Raw genomic sequence first — 18404 nt, forward strand, 5'->3', positions numbered from 1 at the left:
GCCCCGGCCGCGGGCTCGGACGCTGCCTCAGCCGCGCGCCGGCCAGCCCTCGCTGGGCGCGCCCGCGACCGCGACCTCGTCCCGCTTGTCCGCGAACAGCCGGATGATGCTCACCGACGCCGGCGCGACGCGGAGCTGGCTCCACGACCCCGGCTGCGCGCCCATCGTGCGGCCCAGCGCGGCCCGGATGGCGACGGCGTGCGACACGACGACGACGGTCCGGTCGGTGCCTGCGGCGAGCAGCCCGTCGAGCCCGGCGCCGATCCGCTCCCCCACGTCGGCGATCGACTCGCCGCCGCCGTCGGGCCGGACGTCGGCGCGGGTGTGCCAGGGCTCGAGCTGCCCGGGCCAGCGCTGCTCGATCTCCTCGGCGGTCAGCCCCTGCCAGGCGCCGAAGTCGGCCTCCTGGAACGCGGCGTCCACCCGCGGGGCGAGCCCGAGCCGCGCGCCGATGACGGCGGCCGTCTCCTGCGTGCGCACCATCGGCGACGCGATGAGCTCCGTCGGGAACGGGACGTCGCCCCACAGGTCGTCGCCGACCCGGCGGACCAGCTCCCCCGCGGCGGCAGCCTGCGCGCGGCCGCGCTCCGTGAGCGACGGGCCCGGCTCGGACGACCCCGAGTAGCCGCGGGAGACCGTCATCTCGGTCTCGCCGTGCCGGACCAGGATCACCGTCACGGGCTGCGCATCGTCGAACCGCACCGCCGCGCCCGAGGGCCGGCCGCGGCGGGCGGGCTCGGCCCGCTCGGCGGTCGCCGGCGGCGCCGGGGTCCCCGCCTCGGGCTCCAGCGGCTGCGCGGTGCCCTCGGGGCCGTCGGCGGCCATCAGTACGCGTCCTCGCCGCGGACCAGGATCCGGCCCGAGTCCTCGCAGTACACGATCTCGTCCTCCGGGGTCGCCTTGATCTTCGCGAGCTCGGTCGCCGGGACCGGCAGGCCGGAGCCCTCGGACCGGCCGTGCCGCAGCGCCGCGACGGCCACGCCGCCGAGCCGCCCGCGCAGCCGGTCGTAGAGCGCGATCAGCGGCTCGGCCAGCGGCGCCGCCATCGCGTCACGCTGGGTCCTGACCTCGCCGGCCTGCTTCTCGATGACCGCCAGCTCGGCATCCCGCTCGGCCACGACGGCCGCGCGGTCGTTGAGCAGCGCCGCGTGCGCGGTGGTGAGCTCGCCGAGCGTGCCCTCGTGCGCCTCCAGGCGCTCCATCGCCTCGAGCTCGACCTCCTCGAGGTCGCCCTGCCGGCGGGCCAGCGAGACGAGCTCGCTCTGCAGCGCCTGCAGGTCCTTGGCGGAGCCGGACCCGGAGTCGAGCCGGGCCTGGTCCCGCGCCGCGCGGTCGCGGACCTGCTGCACGTCGGCCTCGGCCTTGCTCACCTCGCGCTGGATGTCGCCGACCGCGGTGCGGGACGCGGCGATCGCGGTGTCCAGGTCCGTCAGCTGCGCGTCGAGCTCGGCGATCCGCGTGTGCTGCGGCAGCGCCGTGCGCCTGTGCGCGAGCTGGTCCAGCTTGGTGTCGAGCCCCTGGAGGTCGAGCAGCCGCTTCTGGTCCTGCGGGGAGGCCTTGGTCACGGGTGGTGTCCTTCCGACGGTGCGGTGGTGCTGGAGGGCGCCGGGACGCGGCCGGTCCACGGGTCGGTGCGCAGGGTGCTCACGCGGGTCTCCACCGTAGTGCCGCGGGCGGCCAGGTCGGCGCGCACGTCGCGCTCCGCGCCGCGCAGCCACGGCCACTCCGAGGCGAAGTGCGCGGCGTCGACCAGGTACGGCGGGCTGGTGGCGGCCCCGCGCGCCTCGAACTCCGCGCGCTCCCGCAGCTCGGAGGCGGGGTGGTGCCGCAGGTCGGCGGTCAGGTAGGCGTCGGCGCCCGCGGCGCGGACGTCGTCGAACAGCGAGTCGCCCGACCCGCCGACGACCGCGACCGTCCGCACCGTGGCGTCCGGCGGGCCGGCGTAGCGGATGCCCTGCGCGGTGGCGGGCAGCGCGGCGGCGACCCGCTCGGCGAACGCGTGCAGGCTGAGCGGCTCGGCCAGGTGGCCGACGCGGCCCGTGCCGGTCGGGCCGTCCCAGGTCGCGAGCTCCAGGACGTCGAACGCGGGCTCCTCGTACGGGTGCGCGGCACGCATCGCGGCGACCACGGCGGCGCGGAGCCGGCGCGGGGCGACCATCTCGACGCGCGCCTCGACCACCCGGGCCGCCTCGCCGGCGCGGCCGATCGCGGGGGTCGCGGCGTCGGACGGCGTGAACGTGCCCTCGCCGGTGCTGGTCCACGCGCAGCGGCTGTACTCGCCGATCGCGCCGGCACCGGCCGCGGCCAGGGCGTCGACCAGGCGCTCGGCGTCGCCGGCCGGGACGAACACGACGTGCTTGTCGAGCGGCTCCGCCGGCGCCGGGACGAGCGGGCGCAGGTCCTCGAGGCCGACCAGCCGGGCGAGCTCCTCGGCGACCCCGCCCGCGGCCGCGTCCGCGTTGGTGTGCGCCGTGTACAGGGCGACCCCGCCGCGGATCAGGCGGTGCAGCAGCGCGCCCTTCGCGGACGTGGCGGCGACCGAGTGGATCCCGCGCAGCAGCAGCGGGTGGTGCACGACGACCAGGTCGGCGCCCCAGTCGAGGGCCTCCTCGACGACCGCGGCGACCGGATCGACGGCGAGCAGGATCCGGCGCACCGGCTGATCGGGGTCGCCGGTCACCAGGCCGACGCGATCCCAGGACTCCGCGGTGCGGGGCGGGTAGCGGCGCCCCAGCACGCCGACCACGTCGGCGAGGGTGGCGACCGGGTCGGACGGCGGGGTCGGCTGGGTCGACGGGGTCGGCTGGCTCACGCCGTCGAACCTACCCGTGCCGGTCATCCGCGCGCCGCCCCGTCGTCCGGTCCGGTCGCGTCCCGTCCGGTCGTGCCGCGGTCAGGGCAGCAGCATCGACTTGATCGCGCGGCGCTCGTCCATCGCGGCGTACGCCTCGGCGACCTCGTCCAGCGGCAGCACCAGGTCGAACACCCTGCCCGGCTGGATCGTGCCCGACCACACCTCGGCGGCCAGCTCCTCGATGTACGCCCGCACCGGGGCGATCCCGCCGCGCACGCCGACGTTCGTGCCGAACATCTGCTGCACCGGGAGCTCCGGCCCGCCCGCCGGGACGCCGACGAACCCGACCTGCCCGCCCGGGCGCGCCGTGTCGAGCGCCTGCTGCATCGACTCCTTGGTGCCCACGCACTCCAGCACCTGGTCCGGGCCGCCGCCGAGCAGGTCGCGCACCGCCGCGGCGCCCTCGTCGCCGCGCTCGGCCACGACGTCGGTCGCGCCGAACTCGCGCGCCAGCGCCTGCCGGGACTCGTGCCGGGACAGCGCCACGACGCGCTCCGCGCCGAGGCGCTTCGCCGCGATCACCGCGCAGAGCCCGACCGCGCCGTCGCCGACGACCGCGACCGTCGAGCCCGGGCCGACGCCCGCGGACAGCGCCGCGTGGTGGCCGGTGCCCATGACGTCGGTCAGCGTGAGGACGTGCGGCAGCAGGTCGGCGTCGGGGGTGCCGGGCATCGCGACGAGCGTGCCGTCGGCGAGCGGGACCCGGACGAACTCGCCCTGGCCGGCGTCGGTGAACACGCCCTCGGCGTCGTCGCCGCCCCAGCCGCTGCTGTGCACGCAGGAGGTGTGCACGCCGTTGCGGCAGTGCGCGCACGTGCCGTCGGAGACGGTGAACGGCGCGACGACGAACTGGCCCGGGCGCAGCGTGCGGACGTCCGCGCCGACCTCCTCGACCACGCCGACGAACTCGTGCCCGATGCGGCGCGGCTGCTTCGTCGGCCGGACGCCGCGGTAGGGCCACAGGTCGGACCCGCACACGCAGGACGCCACGACGCGCACGAGGGCGTCGGTCGGGCGCTGGATCGCGGGGTCGGGGACCTGCTCGAGGCGGACGTCGCGGGGGCCGTGGATGAGGGTCGCTCGCACGGGGGCAGCCTACGTCGGGGTGGGCCGACGGGCGGGTGCGGGGGTCGGCCGTCGGTCGGGCACTCGGCGGCGTGCCGGACCGGTGCCGGACCGCTGGCGGCGGGGGGGTCGGCGGGGTCGGCGTGGGCGCCGAGCAGGCGTGCGCGCCGGTGCGGCGCCGGGTCGCCCGCCCGCGGCGCGGCGGCACCGAACTGACCACAGGCGCGGGTGGCGTGCGTGGTCCACAGGCGCGAGTCGCCGGGGCGGGTCGTGTCGGTGGTCGTCGGTAGGGTTTTTCCATGGATGACCTGCAGCGATGCACCGACGGCGACGAGGCCGCCGCCGCCGTGCTGCCGGTCTACGGGGCCGACGGGACGTGCCTGACGGACTACGGGCCGGACCCGGTGGTGGCGGCTGGCGGGTCTCCCCGGACCGGCGAGCAGCGGCAGGCGGAAGCGATCGCTGCCTGCCCGCCCGGGCCGAAGCTCGACGCCTGGCTGCGCGGGCTGGACCTGACGGTGCTGTCGCCGATGATCTTGATGGAGGTCGTGGCCGCCCGGTCCCGGATGGAGGCGCATCAGCACGCGGGCACGCTGGAGGCGATCGCGGAGCTGGCCTCGCGGCCGGAGATGAGCCCGGACTGGTCCCCGCTGGCGGGGGCGCCGCCGGTCCAGTCGTCGGTCGCCGGCGACGAGATCTCGGCGCGGCTCGGGTGGTCGAGGGGTGCCGCGAGCAAGGCCGTGCACCGGGCACTGGTGCTCGACGGGATGCTCACCGCCACCGCCGAGGCGCTGCAGACCGGGCACATCGACGCCGCGAAGGCCGAGGTCCTGGCGTCCGGGCTGGCGGACGTGCCGTGGCAGGCGGCCCACGCCGTGGAGGACGCGGTCCTCCCGGACGCCGACCAGTGCTCGGTGGCCGAGTTCCGCCAGCGCGTCGCGCGGGAGATCCGGCTGGTCGACGCCGAGGGTGCCGCCGGTCGGCACCAGCACGCCCGACGCACGCGCCGGGTGACCCACCCGCAGGCCCGGCCGCACGGGATGGCCGCGATGTGGGTCGTCATGGCAGCGGAGGACGCCACCCGGGTCGACGGCGTCCTGGACCACGCCGCACGGGCCGCCCAGGCCGTCGGGGACGGGCGGACGCTGGACCAGCTGCGCGCCGACGGGCTGCGGGACCTGGTCGTCGGGGACGTCCCGCCCGCGGACGGCCCGGCGGTCGAGGTGCACCTCGACCCACCCGCACCGGCTCCGGTGCCGGTGCCGGTGCCGGAGCCGCCGCAACGCCCGGTCCCCGACCTGGTGACCACCGTCCGCCGGAGGTCCGCGCGCCCCGAGCAGACCGAGCCCCGCCCGACCGCCACGCTCATCCCCGTCGCCGTCCCCGAGCCCGCGACGCCCGAACCCGCCGCACCCGAGCCCGCCACGCTCGTCCCCGTCCCCGCGCCCACCCCTCCGGAGCCCACCGCACCCGAGCCCGCCCCGCCGGAGCCCACAGCACCCGAGCCCGCCCCGCCGGAGCCCGCCGCACTCGAGCCCACCGCACCCGACTCCGCGGCACCCGAGCCCACCCCGCCGGAGCCCACGGCACCCGACTTCGCGGCACCGCGATTCGCCGTGCCAACGCCCAGCGCTCTGACCGCCGTGGCGAGCGCGCCCGCCGCATCCGAGTCCCCCGCGCCTGCACCCGCATCCGCGTCCCCCGCCACGACGCCGGCCCAGCCGCGCGCCGGGCACTGCGGCTGCGCCCGCCCCGGCGCCGAGGTCCGCGTCACCATCTCCGCGGCCACCCTCCTCGGCCTCGACGACGCCCCCGCCGACCTCGACGGCTACGGCCCCATCGATGCCGTCGCCGCCCGAGCACTGGCCGCCGGCGGCGTGTGGCGGCGGGTCGTCACCGACCCCCGCACCGGCCGCGTCCTCGACGTCGGGCGCGAGCGCTACCGGCCCACCGCGGCGCTGGCCGAGCTCGTCCGCACCCGCGACCGCACCTGCGCGTTTCCCGGCTGCACGGTCCCCGCCCGCCGCGCCGACCTCGACCACACCGTCGAGTACCACCCACAACCCGGCGCGCCCCCGGACCAGCCCCTAGGCCGCACCGACGCCGACAACCTCGGCCCCCTGTGCCGCCGCCACCACCGCCTCAAGACCGACGGCGGCTTCCGGCTGCGCCAGATCGAACCCGGGCTGTTCGAGTGGCTCACCCCCACCGGCCACCGCTACCTCGTGCGCCCCGGCACCGGCCAGGCCCACGACGCCACCACCGACCCGCACGACGCACCCCCGCCGTTCTGACCGGCCCCGCCCGCCAGCCCTCGTCCGTGTCGGTGGCGCACGGCACACTGGCACCCATGTGTGGCCGCTACGCGCAGACCCGAGCCGAGGACCAGCTCGAGCGCGACCTCGCGATCGACCGGATCCTCGGCGAGCACCCGGGCCCGTCCTGGAACGTCGCCCCGACCCAGGACGTCCCCGTGGTGCTGGAGCGCGTCGAGGACGACGGTCCGCAGCGCCAGCTCCGGCAGGCTCGCTGGGGCCTCGTGCCGTCGTGGGCCAAGGACGTGTCGATCGGCTCGCGCATGATCAACGCCCGCTCGGAGACCGTGCTCGACAAGCCGGCGTTCCGGAAGGCCGCGGCCAAGCGGCGCGCGCTGGTGCCGATGGACGGCTACTACGAGTGGCAGGCCAACGAGCGCGGCCCCAAGACGCCGTACTTCCTGCACGGCGCCGAGCCGCTCGCCGCCGCCGGCCTGTACGAGCTGTGGCGCGACCACTCGAAGGCCGACGACGACCCGGCGCGCTGGCTCTGGACCGTCACGATCATCACGCGGCCCGCGACCGACAGCCTCGGCCACATCCACGACCGCTGCCCCGTGCTGCTGCCCGGGCACCTGTGGGACGAGTGGCTCGACCCGTCGATCACCGCCGCGGACGAGGTCGGCGCCATGCTGGTGAACGTCCCGGAGCCGCACCTGACCCCCCGCGAGGTCGGCCGGGCCGTCGGCAACGTGGCGAACGACGGACCGGGGCTCGTGGAGCCGGTGACGCCGGCCGCCGACGCCTGAGCGGCGCCCTCAGGCCGCCGCGCGGACCTTCGCCGCCTTCCAGTACCCGCAGAACGTCACGTCCTGCTTGGGGACCCCGGCCGCGACCCAGTGCCGCCGCGCCCCGGCGACGAGCGCCTGCTCCCCCACGACCCAGGCCGTGACCGGCCCGGCCGGCACGGGCAGCGCCTCGACGGTCGCGAGCGCCGCGGGACCCGGCAGCGCGTGCGGGTCGTCGCGCACCACCCAGCGCACCGCCACGCCGGCGGGTCGGTCGAGCTCCCGGACGTCGTCGGCGTGCGGCACCTCGACCACCGCCACGCCGGTCACGTGCCGGCCGAGCGACGCGAGCACCCCGGCGACGGCGGGCAGCCCGGTCTCGTCGGCGACCAGCAGCACCCGGTCGTGCGCCGCGGCGGCGGGGAACGTGATGCCCTCGTCGAGGATCGCCACGGCGTCGCCCGGCGCGCAGGTCTGCGCCCAGGTCGCGGCGGGACCGGACGTGCCGTCCTCCGGCGAGCCGTGCAGCACGAAGTCGACGTCCAGCTCCGCGCCCTCGGGGCCGTCGGGCCGGTACGCGCGCACCGTGTAGTTCCGCAGGACCGGCCGCTGGGTGCGCGCGATCGCCAGGTACTTGAGGTACGCCAGGGTGTCGAGCTTGTTCGGCAGCCGGGACAGCACCGCGTCGTCGGCGACCGGGATGAACAGCCGGAACCACTGGTCGTAGCCCATGGGCCGGAACCGCGCCGCGTCCTCGCCGCCGAGCGTGACCCGGACGAAGCCGGTGGACACGCGCTCGGTGCGGAGCACCTCCAGGGTCAGCAGCTCGGTGACCTCGGGCTTGCGCCGGCTCTCGGCGGTGCTGCGGGCCACGGTGCGCTCCTCGGGTCGACGGCGTTGGTAAGGCTATCCTTACCGGCTCGCGACCGTAGCAGCCCGGCCGCCCCGGGCGGTATCCCCGACCGCCGCCGGCGCCGGCCCGTCAGGACACCCGGCCGAGGGCGACCGCCGCGTGCAGCAGAGCGCCGAGCGTCTCGTTGTCCGTGATCGCGCCCTCCCGCACCAGGTGCAGGAGCTGCGGCCACGGCACGCGGAGCAGCCCGACGATGCCCTCCTCGTCCTGGGCGTGCGCCTCGTCGGCGGGCCGCAGGCCCCGGGCGAGCAGCACGTGCCCGGGGGCGTGCGCGACGCCGTTCAGCGAGAATACCGGGCCGAGGTGCGTCCACTCGTCGGCGGCGAGCCCCGTCTCCTCGCGGAGCTCCCGGCGCGCGGCGACCAGCGGGTCCTCGCCGTCCGAGCCGCCCGCCGGCACCTCGAGGGACACGGCCCCGGTCGTGTACCGCTCGACCTCGACCAGCACGACCTCGTCGTCGTCGGTGACCGGGACGACGAACACCGCGGGGTGCCGGACCTCGACGACGCCGTACGCGCCGTCACCGCCGTCGGGCCGGGTCACGGCGTCCTCCCGGACCCGGATCCAGGCGTTCTCGTAGACGGTGCGGGAGTCGTGGGCGTGCCAGGCGGACATGCCCGCCATCGTGCCAGCCGCGGCACCGCGGCACCGCGGCCCGGCCGCCGGGCGCCGGTCAGCGCCGCCGGCCGCCGGTCCGGCGGGAGCCGTACCCCACCAGGTGGGCGGCGCCGAGCACGACCAGCCCCAGGCCGACCGCACCGACCGCGCCCGCGGCCAGGCCGGCGGCGTCCGAGCCGGTGGTGGCGAGCACGGCCGACCCTGCGCCGTCCGCGCCCGGCACGCCGGCTGCGCCCGCGGGGCCCGCCGCGTCCTCGAGCGCCGGCCGCACGCCCGCCGGGTCGCCGCCCGCCGCGGCCACGGCCGCCGCGTCGCCGCCCGCCGGGTCCACGCCCGCCGCCGCGACGCACGACTCCGTGCCCGGCGACCCGGGCACCTCGTCGAGCACCGCCGGGTGCGTGATCGTCCGCCCGGGGTGCTCGACGGTCTCCGCCGGGTGCTCGACCGCCCGGGCCGGGTGCTCGACCGTCTCGGCGAGGTGCGTCACCACGGACGCCGGGTGCTCGACGGTCTCGGCGGGGTGCTCGACGATCCCCCACTCGTCGGGGACCTCGACGGTCCGGGTCTCGGCGGGGTGCTCCACCACGTGGGTCTCGGCGGCGTGCTCCACCGTCTCGGTCCACGCGGCGCGGTCGACGACCGTCTCGGTCCACGCCGGGGTGACGACCGCCTCCCGCTGGTCCACCACCTGCCAGCCGTTGCCGGGGAACGTCGACCGGTCCGCGGTCCAGGACTCGCCGTTGCCGTTCTTCTGCCGCATCAGCCACTCGGTCCGGGTGACGGCCGGGTGCTCGACGGCGTGCGTCTCGGCGGGGTGCTCGATCGTCTCGGTCCACGCGGGGCGGTCGACGACCGTCTCCGCCCACGCGGGCGTGACGACCTCCTCGACCGTGTGCGCCGGCGTGACCAGCACGGTCTCCGTCCACGCCTCGCGCACCGTCTCGGTCCACCCCGGGACCTCCTCGGTCCGCGCCTCGCGGACGGTCTCGGTCCACGCCGGCAGCTCCTCGGTCCACGCCTCGCGGACGACCTCGGTCCACCCGGGCACGTGCTCGGTCCAGCCGGCGGACCCCAGCACGGAGGTCGGCGCGGTCGGGGCATCGACGGTGCACACGACGCCGTGCCCGGCCGGCACCGCCGCGAGGTCCGCCGCCGGCGCCGCGGGGGCGGCCGGGAGGACGAGCGTCGCTCCGGAGACGGACGCGGCGAGGACGAGGGCGGCGGACGACATGACGGGCTCCTGGTGGCTCCGCGGGGACGGCCTGCCCGCCCCCGGTGATGTCGTCCACGGTCCCGCCGCGGGCACCCCCGCGACCTCGTCCGACCGGCTCGTCCCGCCCGGTCCGATCGGATGCTCCTCGACGACGACGCCGGCCCCTCAGCCGCCGGCGGGCGGCGCGACGAGGCCCGCGTCGTGCGCGACGATCGCCGCCTGCGTGCGGTTCGCGACGCCGAGCTTGGTCATCGCGTGCGCCAGGTGCGCCTTGACGGTGGGCTCGGCGAGGTAGAGCCGCTGCGCGGTCTCGGCGTTCGACAGCCCCTGCGCCACGCACGCCAGGACGTCGCGCTCCCGGGCGCTCAGCGGCGCGACCCGATCCCGGGCGGCCTGCGCGGTCCCGGACAGGGCGGGGCCCACCGCCTCGAGCAGCCGCCGCGTCACCGTCGGCGACAGCATCGCCTCGCCCGCCGCCGCCGCCCGGATGCCGCGGTGCAGCTCCTCGACGGAGCTGTCCTTGAGCAGGTACCCCGACGCCCCGAGCCGGAGGGCCGGGACGATGTACCGGTCGGACAGGAAGCTCGTCAGCACGACGACGGCCGCCCCGGTGCCCGCCCGCAGGATCTCCTGCGCCGCGCTGAGCCCGTCCATCACCGGCATCTGCATGTCGAGCAGCACGACGTCCGGCCGGTGCGCCCGCACCTGCTCGACGGCGGCGCGCCCGTCGGCGGCCTCGCCCACGACCTCCAGGTCCGGGGCGGTGTCGACCAGCCGCGCGATCCCCCGCCGGAACAGCGCCTCGTCGTCGACCACCAGCACGCGGATCATGCGGGCGCGGCGCGGCGCGGGAGCCGCGCGTCCAGCAGGAACCCGCCGGCCGGGGTCGGCCCGGCGTCGAGCCGGCCGCCGACGAGCGCGACGCGCTCCCGGAGCCCGGCCAGCCCCGTGCCGCCGGTCGTGAGCCCGGTCGGGGCGGCAGCGGCCTCCCCGGTGACGACCTGGACGTGCAGCTCGGCGCCGCTCTCCTCGACGAGCACCCGGGTGTCCGCGCCCGGCGCGTGCCGCACCGCGTTGGTGAGGCCCTCGCGGACGACCCGCACGGCGGTGCGCTCGGCGGGGTCGGGCGGCTCCCGGTGCGCCGCGGCGACCACGGCGGCGACCGGCTGCCCGACGTCCCGGGCGGCGGACACCAGCCCGTCGACCTCCGGCAGCGCGTGCTGCGACAGGCCGTCCTCGCCCGGCTCCCGGCGCAGCAGCCGCAGCACCTCGCGCATCTCGTCGAGCGCCGCGCCCGGTGTCCCGGATCGCGGCCGCCTCGGCGTGCACGGCGGGGTCGGCGGAGGTGGTGTCGAGCAGGTTGGCGTGCAGGACGACCAGGCTGATCCGGTGCGCCACGACGTCGTGCAGCTCGCCGGCGAGCCGGGTGCGCTCGGCGCGGCGCACGGCCGCGACCGCCGCCTCCGCCGCGGCGCGCTCCTGGTCTGCGCGCAGGGCGGCCGCCGCGCTCGCGGCCGCCTGCCCCCGGCCGGCGAGCCACGGCACGACCACGTCGAGCAGCAGGACGAGGGGCACCGCGACGCCCGACCGGTACGTGGTGAGCTGCCAGGCGGGCCAGATCGTGGACAGCGCCGCGACCAGGCCGACCCACGCGGTGCGGGAGCCGGCCCACCGGGCCACGAGGTAGAGCGCGACCGGCGTGGCGACCACGGGCGTGACGAGGCACAGCGGCAGGCAGACGGCGAGGGCCGCGCCGTCCCGGCGCAGCAGGAGCGCGGCGGCGCCGAGCAGCTGCGCGGCGGCCTCCCACCCCACCGGGTCGAGCGCGACGCCGGACCGGAGACGGGCGAGCACCAGCGCGAGACCGCCGGCCGCCGTCACGGCCGACAGCGCCAGGCGCCAGGGTTCGTCGGCGCGGCCGAGCGGCCGCCCCGCCCGGCCGGTCGCCGTCGACGGCGGGGGCGGAGCGGTGCGGACAGCCGGGGCGCGTGCAGGTGCCACGCCGCCGCGGTCGTCGGGCATGGTGGCTCCCCCCGGTCGTGGCTGCTCGCCACGAGCGTCGCCCCGCGCCGTCGGCGGGGCGTCGTCCGCGGCGGGTGACCCGGCCCCGCGCGGGTCACCCGGCCCGGGCGATGCGGCCCGCCGGAGCCCGCCGGGACGCTGGCAGACGTGACGCCCCGACCGGCCGGCCGGTCGGCGAACCCGGACGAAGGAGCACGACGGTGGCCACTCTCAGCGTGTGGAAGTTCGAGACCCCCGGCGGAGCCGAGCAGGCCGAGCAGGCGCTCGAGCAGCTCGCGAAGCAGGAGCTCATCCAGGTGCACGACGCCGCGACAGTGTCCTGGGACCCGGAGAAGTCGAAGCCGAAGACCCGGCAGGCCCACAGCCTCGCCGCCGCGGGCGCCCTGGGCGGGACGTTCTGGGGCATGCTCTTCGGCCTGCTGTTCTTCATCCCGCTGATCGGCGCGGCGATCGGCGCGGCGGCCGGCGCGCTCGCGGGCTCGCTGACCGACGTCGGCATCGACGACGACTTCATCGACTCGGTGCGCAGCAAGGTCACGCCGGGCACCTCGGCGCTGTTCCTGCTGTCGTCGGGCGCGGTGCCGGACAAGGTGTTCGGGGCGCTCAAGGAGCAGGGCATCCACCCCGAGCTCATCCAGACCAACCTGTCCGAGGACGAGGAGGCGCGGCTGCGCGAGGCGTTCGAGGAGAACGCCTGAGCGGTCGCACGTGCCGGGCGGGGTCCCGGCGGGGAGGAGCACGGCCATGGCGAAGGCGTACGCGCAGCCCGGGGTGCGGCCCCGGCAGACCGGGTGGGTCGGCTGGATCTGGTTCGGCGCGCTGATGATGATCCTGATGGGCCTGTGGGGCATGTTCAGCGGCCTGGTGGCCGTGTTCTCCCCGAACACGATCGTCGCGTGGACCACCTACGGGCTGGCGACGGTCGACATCTCGACGTGGGGCTGGGTGCACCTCGTGGTGTCCGCGCTGGTGTTCGTGGTCGGCGTCTCGCTGCTCACGACCGCCGCGACGTGGGCGCGGGTGACCGCGATCGTGCTGGTCGGGCTCGAGCTGCTGCTGCAGTTCGCGGCCCTGCCCGCCACGCCGTGGTGGTCGCTGGTGTCGATCGGCCTGTGCGTGACCGTGCTCTGGGCGCTGATCGTGCACGGCGGGGAGCTGCGGCCCGTGTCGACCTGACGTCCCCTCCGGACCGCCTCGGGGCCGGCCGCCTCCGCACGGGAGGTGCCGGCCGCGAGGCGCGCCCCGCCGGCCTCAGAGCAGCCCGCGCTGGACCGCGGTGCGGACCGCGGCCCGCCGGCCGTCGACCCCGAGCTTCCGGTAGATCGCCCGCATGTGGGTCTTCACCGTGTTGACCGACAGGAACAGCGACCCGGCGATCTCCTCCGAGGTCAGCGACGACCGCAGGCAGGCCAGCACGTCCCGCTCCCGCGGCGTGAGGTCCCACGCGGACGCGCGCGGTGTCGGCGCCTCGTGCTCGGCCACCAGCAGGCGGGTGACCAGCGGCTCGTGCGCGCTGCCCCACTCCAGGTGCGCGGACAGCAGGGGGTGCAGGGCGGCGGCGCGGTCCCGCAGGGGGCGCACCAGCCCGTGCGGCGCGGCGGCGGCCAGCGCGCCCTCCAGGGCGACGTGCGCGGCCGCGGCGTCCTCGTCGGCGCGCAGCGCGGCCGCCGCGGCGAGGTTCGCGACCCGGAGCTGGTGCGGCGCCGAGCCGAGCGCCGCCGTGGCGTCGTCCGCGGCGCGCTCGGCCGCCCGCAGCGCGCGCTCCGCGCCGTCGATGTCGCCGGTCCGGAGCCGCAGGTCGCTCTGCCAGCCCAGCGCGAGCGGGTCGGCGAACGCCGGCGACGCCTCGTCGACCAGCGCCAGCGCCTCGCGCGGCCGGTCCTCGACTCCGAGCTGCACGGCGGTGAGGAAGGCGCGGAACGCCGTGAGGTACTCCGGCGCCGCAGCCCCGTCCCGCCACGGCGCGTCCGTGATCTCGCGGGCCCGGGCCAGGCCGGGCGCGTCGCCCTGGGCGAGGCACACCAGCGCCAGGATCCCCGCCGCGTGCACGGCGACCTCGGGGCGCGTGCGGTCCGCCGCCTCGATCGTCGCCCGCAGGTGGCCGGCGGCGGCGCACAGCTCGTCGCGCCAGTAGGCCGCGAACCCGCAGGCGAGGTGGGCGGTGGCGACGATGCTCGCGCCCTGCCAGTCGTGCAGCGCCGCCGCGGCCAGCACGGCCCGGGCGCGATCGACGGCGTCGGCCAGCTCCCCGCGGAGCGCCGCCGCGAGCGCCTCCTCCGCCCGGCAGCCGAGCTCGAGGGCGACCCACCCGCGCTCGGCGGCGAGCGCGCCGCCCTCCGCGAGGTGCGCGAGCGCCTCCGGGTCCGGCCCGTACCGCTGCAGCTCCGCGCGCCCGACCAGGTAGAGGCCGAGGCCGCGGGTCGCGTCGTCCGCCACCTCGTCCAGCAGCGCCCGGCCCACGCGGACAGACTGCTCGAGCGGCAGCCGGCCGGGCCCCAGGAACGTCCGCACCAGCTCGCCGGCCCGCGCGGGGCGGCCCTCCGCGTCGCCGGCGCCCTCCGCGTCGGAGGCGTGCGCGGCCGCGAGCGCCAGCAGGACGTCCGGGTCCCGCCGGTACCGCGGGGGCAGCGCGGCGCGCAGCCCGCGGACCTGCCCGACGTCGCCGCGCACCACGAGGTCCGGCCACCGCTCGCCGAGCACCTGCGCCGCCAGGTCCGGCGCGTGCCCGTCTAGCGCGTGCCGGATCGCCGCGGCCGGGTCCCGCGGCCCGAGGTGCGCCGCGACCACCCGGTGCGCCAGCCGCGCGGCCATCGGGTCCCGGCGGGTCAGCACCGCGCGGGCGTGGGCCGCGACGAGCGCGTGCCACCGGTAGACCGGGCCGTCCGCGCCGTTCCCGACCTCCGTCAGGAACAGGCCCCGGGCGGCGCACTCGTCGAGCAGCCGCGCGCCGCCCGGCACCAGGGCCTCGGCGAGCTCGGGGTCGACCTGGTCGGTGACGCTCGCGCGCAGCAGGAAGTCGGCGACGTCGTCGGGCAGCGAGCCGATGACCTCCTCGACCAGGTAGCCGGTGATCGGCACGTCGCGGTCGCGCAGGTGCGCGAGCGGCTCGCCCGAGGACGCGAGCACGTCCGCGGCCAGCGCGAGGCGGACCGCCACGGGCCAGCCGCGCGTCACCTCCCACAGCGCGCGGACCGCCGCCGGGTCCGCCGGGCCGCCGAGCGCGCGCACGACGTCGACGACCTCGTCCGCGGTGAACGCGAGGGACCGCTCGCGCAGCTCCCCGACCTCCCCGGCCATCCGCATCCGGTTCACCGGCAGCGCGGCGTCGTACCGGCCCGCCAGGACGAACCGCGGCCCCGCGTACCGCAGCACGGGCCCGAGGACCTCCCGCGCCGTCCGGGCGGACAGCAGGTGGACGTCGTCGAGCACGACGACGGCGTCCGCCGGCAGCCGCTCGAGCGCGGCGACCACCGCGTCCACCCGGCGCGCGACGGACGTCAGCGCGCGGTCGCCCGCCGCGTCGTCGTCGGGGGCCGCGCCCGGGGTCAGCCCCGCGAGCGCGTCCCCGAGCACGCCGGCCAGCCGGCCGGGCTCGTCGTCGAGCGGGTCCAGCGACACCCACGCGACCGGGCCGCGCGCCGTGGCGGCCCACTGCGCGAGCAGCGTCGTCTTGCCGAAGCCCGCGGGCGCGCTGACCAGCGTCAGCCGGTGCGCCGCGACGGCGGCCGCGAGCGCCTCCTCGCACCGCGACCGCGGCACCACGCCGCGCGGCGGGCGCGGCACGGTGAGCTTGCCGGCAGGCGTGCGCCCGCGCGCGGATCCGCGGTGCCCCGGTCCCGGACCCCCGCCGCCGTGTTCCCCAGCGTCCATGCCCACGCCCCCCCGATGCGTGCCCGACGTCACCGTAGACCCCGCCCTCGCAGCCCCCGGATCGCTCCCCCACCATGACACCCGCCGGGTGGTCGTGTGTCACGAATTGTCGTGACTCCCTCACCCGCGGCGGGTGAGCGCGCGCGCCCGTCGCCCGGGAGCGGGATCACACAGCGCGGGTGAGGTGCCCCGTGGCCGCGCTCGCTGTGCTGGTGGACGTCGGTGCGGGGACGGGCGCGAGGGCGGTGGGCGATGCCGGAGACCCTCCCCGCCCCGGTCCCTGCCGTCCCGCGCGACCCGGAGGTCGTCCGCGCCGCCGCCGAGGCCGCGGTCTGGGCGCACCCGGCGCTGCTCGGCTACCGCGAGCTGCGCACCGAGGTCCGCACCGGCGTCGGGTCGTTCGGCGTGCTGCACCACGACGCCGGCCCCGCGGCGCCCGGAGACGGCACCCGGTGGGGCGACCCGCACGTCCTGCGGTCGAGCGCGTGGCTGGACCTGCGCCCGGAGCCCGCCGTGGTCGGGCACCCGGACCTCCCGCCGGGGCTGTACGCGGGGCTCCAGGTGGTCGACCTGCTGGCGCGGACCGTGGCGCACCTCGGCACCGCGGCGACCGGGCCCGCGGCCGCGGACTGGGCGGTCGCCGGGCCCGGCTGGGACGGACGGGTGCCCGCGGGCGTCCGGGGCGTCCTGCGGTCAGCCTCCGGGGTCGTGCGGGTCGTCGCCCGCACCGCCGTCCCGACCCCGGGCGACCTGCCGGCGGCGCGCGCCCTGCAGCGGCGGTTCCGGGTCCGGCCGCTGCACGCGCTCGGCGGGGTCGTGCCGCCCCGGCCCGCGCCGTCGCTCGCCTGGCTGCCCTGGGACGAGGAGCGCGCCTGGGGCGCCGGGTTCGTCGACTACCTGGCGCTCCTCCTGCGCCTCACCCGCCCGGCCGACCCCGGCGACCGGGCGCTGCTCGACCGGTGGGCCCGGCTGGGTCTGCTGCCCGGGACCGACGGCACGCTCGACCCCCGCACCCGGGCCCTGGTCGCGCGCGGCGCGGCGCTCGGGGCGGCCCAGCTCGAGGACGCGCTGCGGCGCGAGCGCCCCGACCCCGGCCGGGGCGCGCCGGAGGACGCCGCGCTGCGCCGCGCGGTCGCCGCCGTCCACGAGCTGCACGCGCCCGAGCCGGAGGAGGTCCGCGCGGTGCGGCGGCGCTCGCTGGACGGCGAGCCGCTCGAGGGGCGGCGCCGGTACCGCCTGGTGCTGCCCGGGCCCGTGCCGGCCCGGCTCGGCTGGTCGCTGGCCGCGTACGCCGAGCCGTCCGGCGAGCTCGTCGCCACCCCCCTGCACCGGGCCGCGCTGGGGGCGGGCACGGCCGGGCTGCCGTGGTCGGGCGACGGCTCGCTCGCGGTCGCGGTGCAGCACGACGCCCCCCTCGACGTGGCCCGGCGCGCCGGGTGGCTGCCGGTGCCGCCCGGGCCGTTCAGCCTGGTGCTACGGCTGTACGCGCCGGACGCGGGTGCGGCCGCGGCGGGGTGGGCGCCGGAGCTGCGGGCCGTGGGGTGAGCGGCCGGGTCGTCGGAGGGCGCGGACGGCGTCGGGACGGCGTGGGGGCGATCAGTCGGCGCGGGCCGCGTCGCCGGCGTGCGCGCCCACCGCCCGGAGCTCCGCGATGTCGACGCCCAGGTCGCACAGCAGCGCGACGACGCCGGTCAGCCCCGAGGCGTCGGGGACCTCGCAGGAGAGGATCGCGCCGTCGTGGGTGGGCGCGGCCACGATGTCGGCGAAGTCGCCGATCCCGCCGAGCCCGCGCTCGGGGCCGACGACCCGGATGTGGTAGATCACGCGTCCGCCTCCCCCCCGCCGTCGACCGCCGCGGCGGTGCGGCCAGCGTCCCGCCGCCGGGGCGCCGGGGCGTCACGCGCCGGGGGTGAGCGCCGCCGGTACGGGGTCAGGACACGAGGACCGCCAACGCGGAGTAGGTCTCGCCGGCGACCTCGAACGACCATGCCCTGTCCAGGTCGACGGCCGGCACCGTGGTCACCGCCGGCTCCGCTCCCGTGTCGGCCCCGTCCGAGCACGCGACCGCCGCCTGGACCACCGTCTCCCCCGCGACCCGGACGGTGAGGTGCGCGGGCGCGCCGCCCTCGGAGGCGCAGACGACGGTCACGTCCCGGGGGTCCGGCTCCGGCTCGCTCGACGACGCGAACAGCGACCGCTCGGCGTCGGCCGAGACACCGCTGGCGCTCCAGGCTCCCTCGCCCGCGCCGCGCGCGACGACCTCGGCCGCCAGCACGCGCTCCACCGCGGCCTGCGCCGCGTCCGGGTCGAGCTGCCCGGCGCCGGTGGCCCGGACGCCGAGCACCACGGCGACCGCCACCACGGGCACGGCCAGGGCGAGCAGCGCGAGCCGGCGTCGCGGGCGGTCACGGTCGGGCGCGAGCTCGTCGCCGGTCGGGAGGACGTCGTCGGTCGGGCGGTCGTCGTCGAGGGCCATGCCGTCCACCCTGGCACGCGCCGACCATCCGGGTGGCAGGGCCCCCACTGCCCCCGTCACGCACCCGACCGTCACGCCGAACGAGCAGGAAACACGTCGAGCGAGCATCCAGTGGATGCTCGCTCGACGTGTCGGATGCACTCCCGGCGAGGCCGGCGCCGCCCGGCGCGCCCGGCGCCGCCGCCTCAGTACGTGAAGCGCGCCACCTGGCCCCGGAGGTCCTCGGACATCCGGGCGAGCTCCCCGATCGAGTCGCCCATGCGCCCCAGCGTGCGCGAGGAGTCGACGGCCGCCGACGCGACGCCGGTGATGTTCGTGGCGATCTCCCCC

General features: G+C 78.2%; 17 protein-coding genes and 1 pseudogene. 5 read left to right on the forward strand and 13 right to left on the reverse strand.

The features are described 5' to 3' along the window. Positions 1-27: 27 nt before the first annotated feature. The 4 genes from Cpa01nite_RS16235 to Cpa01nite_RS16250 form a co-directional block, all read right to left on the reverse strand. Positions 28-825 (reverse strand): histidine phosphatase family protein, encoded by a 798-nt coding sequence (locus tag Cpa01nite_RS16235; RefSeq protein WP_203669855.1) that lies wholly within the window; start codon positions 823-825, stop codon positions 28-30. After that, a complete protein-coding gene (locus tag Cpa01nite_RS16240; protein ID WP_203669857.1) occupies positions 825-1565 on the reverse strand; it encodes a zinc ribbon domain-containing protein in 741 nt (246 codons plus the stop codon). Before Cpa01nite_RS16240 ends, Cpa01nite_RS16235 begins: the two co-directional genes overlap by 1 nt. Further along, positions 1562-2812: a Nif3-like dinuclear metal center hexameric protein gene (locus Cpa01nite_RS16245; protein ID WP_239068851.1), complete on the reverse strand. Its 1251-nt coding sequence runs from the start codon at positions 2810-2812 to the stop codon at positions 1562-1564. The genes Cpa01nite_RS16240 and Cpa01nite_RS16245 overlap by 4 nt, the downstream gene beginning before the upstream one ends. A gap of 81 nt (positions 2813-2893) precedes the next feature. Beyond that, entirely contained in the window at positions 2894-3940 is a 1047-nt protein-coding gene (locus tag Cpa01nite_RS16250) for a zinc-dependent alcohol dehydrogenase family protein (protein WP_203669860.1), read from the reverse strand. Positions 3941-4218: 278 nt separating this feature from the next. On the opposite strand from Cpa01nite_RS16250, the gene Cpa01nite_RS18920 reads away from it, so the two are divergent. Next, positions 4219-6213: an HNH endonuclease signature motif containing protein gene (locus Cpa01nite_RS18920; protein WP_203669863.1), complete on the forward strand. Its 1995-nt coding sequence runs from the start codon at positions 4219-4221 to the stop codon at positions 6211-6213. 56 nt (positions 6214-6269) lie between these two features. Then, entirely contained in the window at positions 6270-6983 is a 714-nt protein-coding gene (locus Cpa01nite_RS16260; RefSeq protein ID WP_203669865.1) for an SOS response-associated peptidase, read from the forward strand. A 9-nt stretch (positions 6984-6992) separates the two neighbouring features. Here Cpa01nite_RS16260 and Cpa01nite_RS16265 read toward each other — a convergent pair whose 3' ends face one another. The 6 genes and pseudogenes from Cpa01nite_RS16265 to Cpa01nite_RS18990 form a co-directional block, all read right to left on the reverse strand. Beyond that, complete coding sequence (locus Cpa01nite_RS16265; RefSeq protein ID WP_203669867.1) at positions 6993-7835, reverse strand: siderophore-interacting protein; 843 nt, start codon at positions 7833-7835, stop codon at positions 6993-6995. A gap of 109 nt (positions 7836-7944) precedes the next feature. Next, positions 7945-8490 carry an NUDIX domain-containing protein gene (locus Cpa01nite_RS16270; protein WP_203669868.1) on the reverse strand — a complete coding sequence of 182 codons (546 nt, stop codon included), beginning with the start codon at positions 8488-8490 and terminating at the stop codon, positions 7945-7947. Positions 8491-8548: 58 nt separating this feature from the next. Beyond that, positions 8549-9724, reverse strand: coding sequence for a hypothetical protein (locus tag Cpa01nite_RS16275; RefSeq protein ID WP_203669870.1), 1176 nt, complete (start codon positions 9722-9724; stop codon positions 8549-8551). A gap of 147 nt (positions 9725-9871) precedes the next feature. Beyond that, positions 9872-10537 (reverse strand): response regulator, encoded by a 666-nt coding sequence (locus Cpa01nite_RS18750; RefSeq protein ID WP_239068852.1) that lies wholly within the window; start codon positions 10535-10537, stop codon positions 9872-9874. After that, positions 10534-10983 (reverse strand): sensor histidine kinase, encoded by a 450-nt coding sequence (locus Cpa01nite_RS18755; RefSeq protein ID WP_239068853.1) that lies wholly within the window; start codon positions 10981-10983, stop codon positions 10534-10536. Before Cpa01nite_RS18755 ends, Cpa01nite_RS18750 begins: the two co-directional genes overlap by 4 nt. A gap of 46 nt (positions 10984-11029) precedes the next feature. Continuing rightward, positions 11030-11728: pseudogene (locus tag Cpa01nite_RS18990) on the reverse strand (histidine kinase); the annotation flags it as partial. A gap of 200 nt (positions 11729-11928) precedes the next feature. On the opposite strand from Cpa01nite_RS18990, the gene Cpa01nite_RS16285 reads away from it, so the two are divergent. Both Cpa01nite_RS16285 and Cpa01nite_RS16290 read left to right on the forward strand, forming a co-directional pair. Then, on the forward strand, positions 11929-12426 hold the full coding sequence (locus Cpa01nite_RS16285) for a DUF1269 domain-containing protein (RefSeq protein WP_203669873.1): 498 nt from the start codon (positions 11929-11931) through the stop codon (positions 12424-12426). Positions 12427-12472: 46 nt separating this feature from the next. Continuing rightward, positions 12473-12904 (forward strand): DUF7144 family membrane protein, encoded by a 432-nt coding sequence (locus Cpa01nite_RS16290; protein WP_203669875.1) that lies wholly within the window; start codon positions 12473-12475, stop codon positions 12902-12904. 75 nt (positions 12905-12979) lie between these two features. On the opposite strand, the gene Cpa01nite_RS18760 is transcribed toward Cpa01nite_RS16290, so the two are convergent. After that, complete coding sequence (locus Cpa01nite_RS18760; protein WP_239068854.1) at positions 12980-15511, reverse strand: winged helix-turn-helix domain-containing protein; 2532 nt, start codon at positions 15509-15511, stop codon at positions 12980-12982. 339 nt (positions 15512-15850) lie between these two features. Here Cpa01nite_RS18760 and Cpa01nite_RS18925 point away from each other — a divergent pair, with 339 nt between their 5' ends. Then, positions 15851-17143 carry a DUF1254 domain-containing protein gene (locus Cpa01nite_RS18925; RefSeq protein ID WP_203669877.1) on the forward strand — a complete coding sequence of 431 codons (1293 nt, stop codon included), beginning with the start codon at positions 15851-15853 and terminating at the stop codon, positions 17141-17143. Positions 17144-17194: 51 nt separating this feature from the next. Here Cpa01nite_RS18925 and Cpa01nite_RS16305 read toward each other — a convergent pair whose 3' ends face one another. Beyond that, positions 17195-17422 carry a DUF8691 family protein gene (locus tag Cpa01nite_RS16305; RefSeq protein WP_203669879.1) on the reverse strand — a complete coding sequence of 76 codons (228 nt, stop codon included), beginning with the start codon at positions 17420-17422 and terminating at the stop codon, positions 17195-17197. Between the two features lie 106 nt (positions 17423-17528). Beyond that, entirely contained in the window at positions 17529-18074 is a 546-nt protein-coding gene (locus tag Cpa01nite_RS16310) for a hypothetical protein (protein ID WP_203669881.1), read from the reverse strand. Positions 18075-18404 lie beyond the last annotated feature (330 nt).

Origin of the sequence: Cellulomonas pakistanensis (assembly GCF_016862755.1) — a bacterium.
Lineage (GTDB): Bacteria > Actinomycetota > Actinomycetes > Actinomycetales > Cellulomonadaceae > Cellulomonas > Cellulomonas pakistanensis.

Coding starts and splice junctions, on each gene's coding strand:
- Cpa01nite_RS18925 (WP_203669877.1), top strand. CDS start 15,851: ATGCCGGAGACCCTCCCCGCCCCGGTCCCTGCCGTCCCGCGCGACCCG.
- Cpa01nite_RS18920 (WP_203669863.1), top strand. CDS start 4,219: ATGGATGACCTGCAGCGATGCACCGACGGCGACGAGGCCGCCGCCGCC.
- Cpa01nite_RS16310 (WP_203669881.1), bottom strand. CDS start 18,074: ATGGCCCTCGACGACGACCGCCCGACCGACGACGTCCTCCCGACCGGC.
- Cpa01nite_RS16260 (WP_203669865.1), top strand. CDS start 6,270: ATGTGTGGCCGCTACGCGCAGACCCGAGCCGAGGACCAGCTCGAGCGC.
- Cpa01nite_RS16290 (WP_203669875.1), top strand. CDS start 12,473: ATGGCGAAGGCGTACGCGCAGCCCGGGGTGCGGCCCCGGCAGACCGGG.
- Cpa01nite_RS16270 (WP_203669868.1), bottom strand. CDS start 8,490: ATGTCCGCCTGGCACGCCCACGACTCCCGCACCGTCTACGAGAACGCC.
- Cpa01nite_RS16235 (WP_203669855.1), bottom strand. CDS start 825: ATGGCCGCCGACGGCCCCGAGGGCACCGCGCAGCCGCTGGAGCCCGAG.
- Cpa01nite_RS16275 (WP_203669870.1), bottom strand. CDS start 9,724: ATGTCGTCCGCCGCCCTCGTCCTCGCCGCGTCCGTCTCCGGAGCGACG.
- Cpa01nite_RS18750 (WP_239068852.1), bottom strand. CDS start 10,537: ATGATCCGCGTGCTGGTGGTCGACGACGAGGCGCTGTTCCGGCGGGGG.
- Cpa01nite_RS18755 (WP_239068853.1), bottom strand. CDS start 10,983: ATGCGCGAGGTGCTGCGGCTGCTGCGCCGGGAGCCGGGCGAGGACGGC.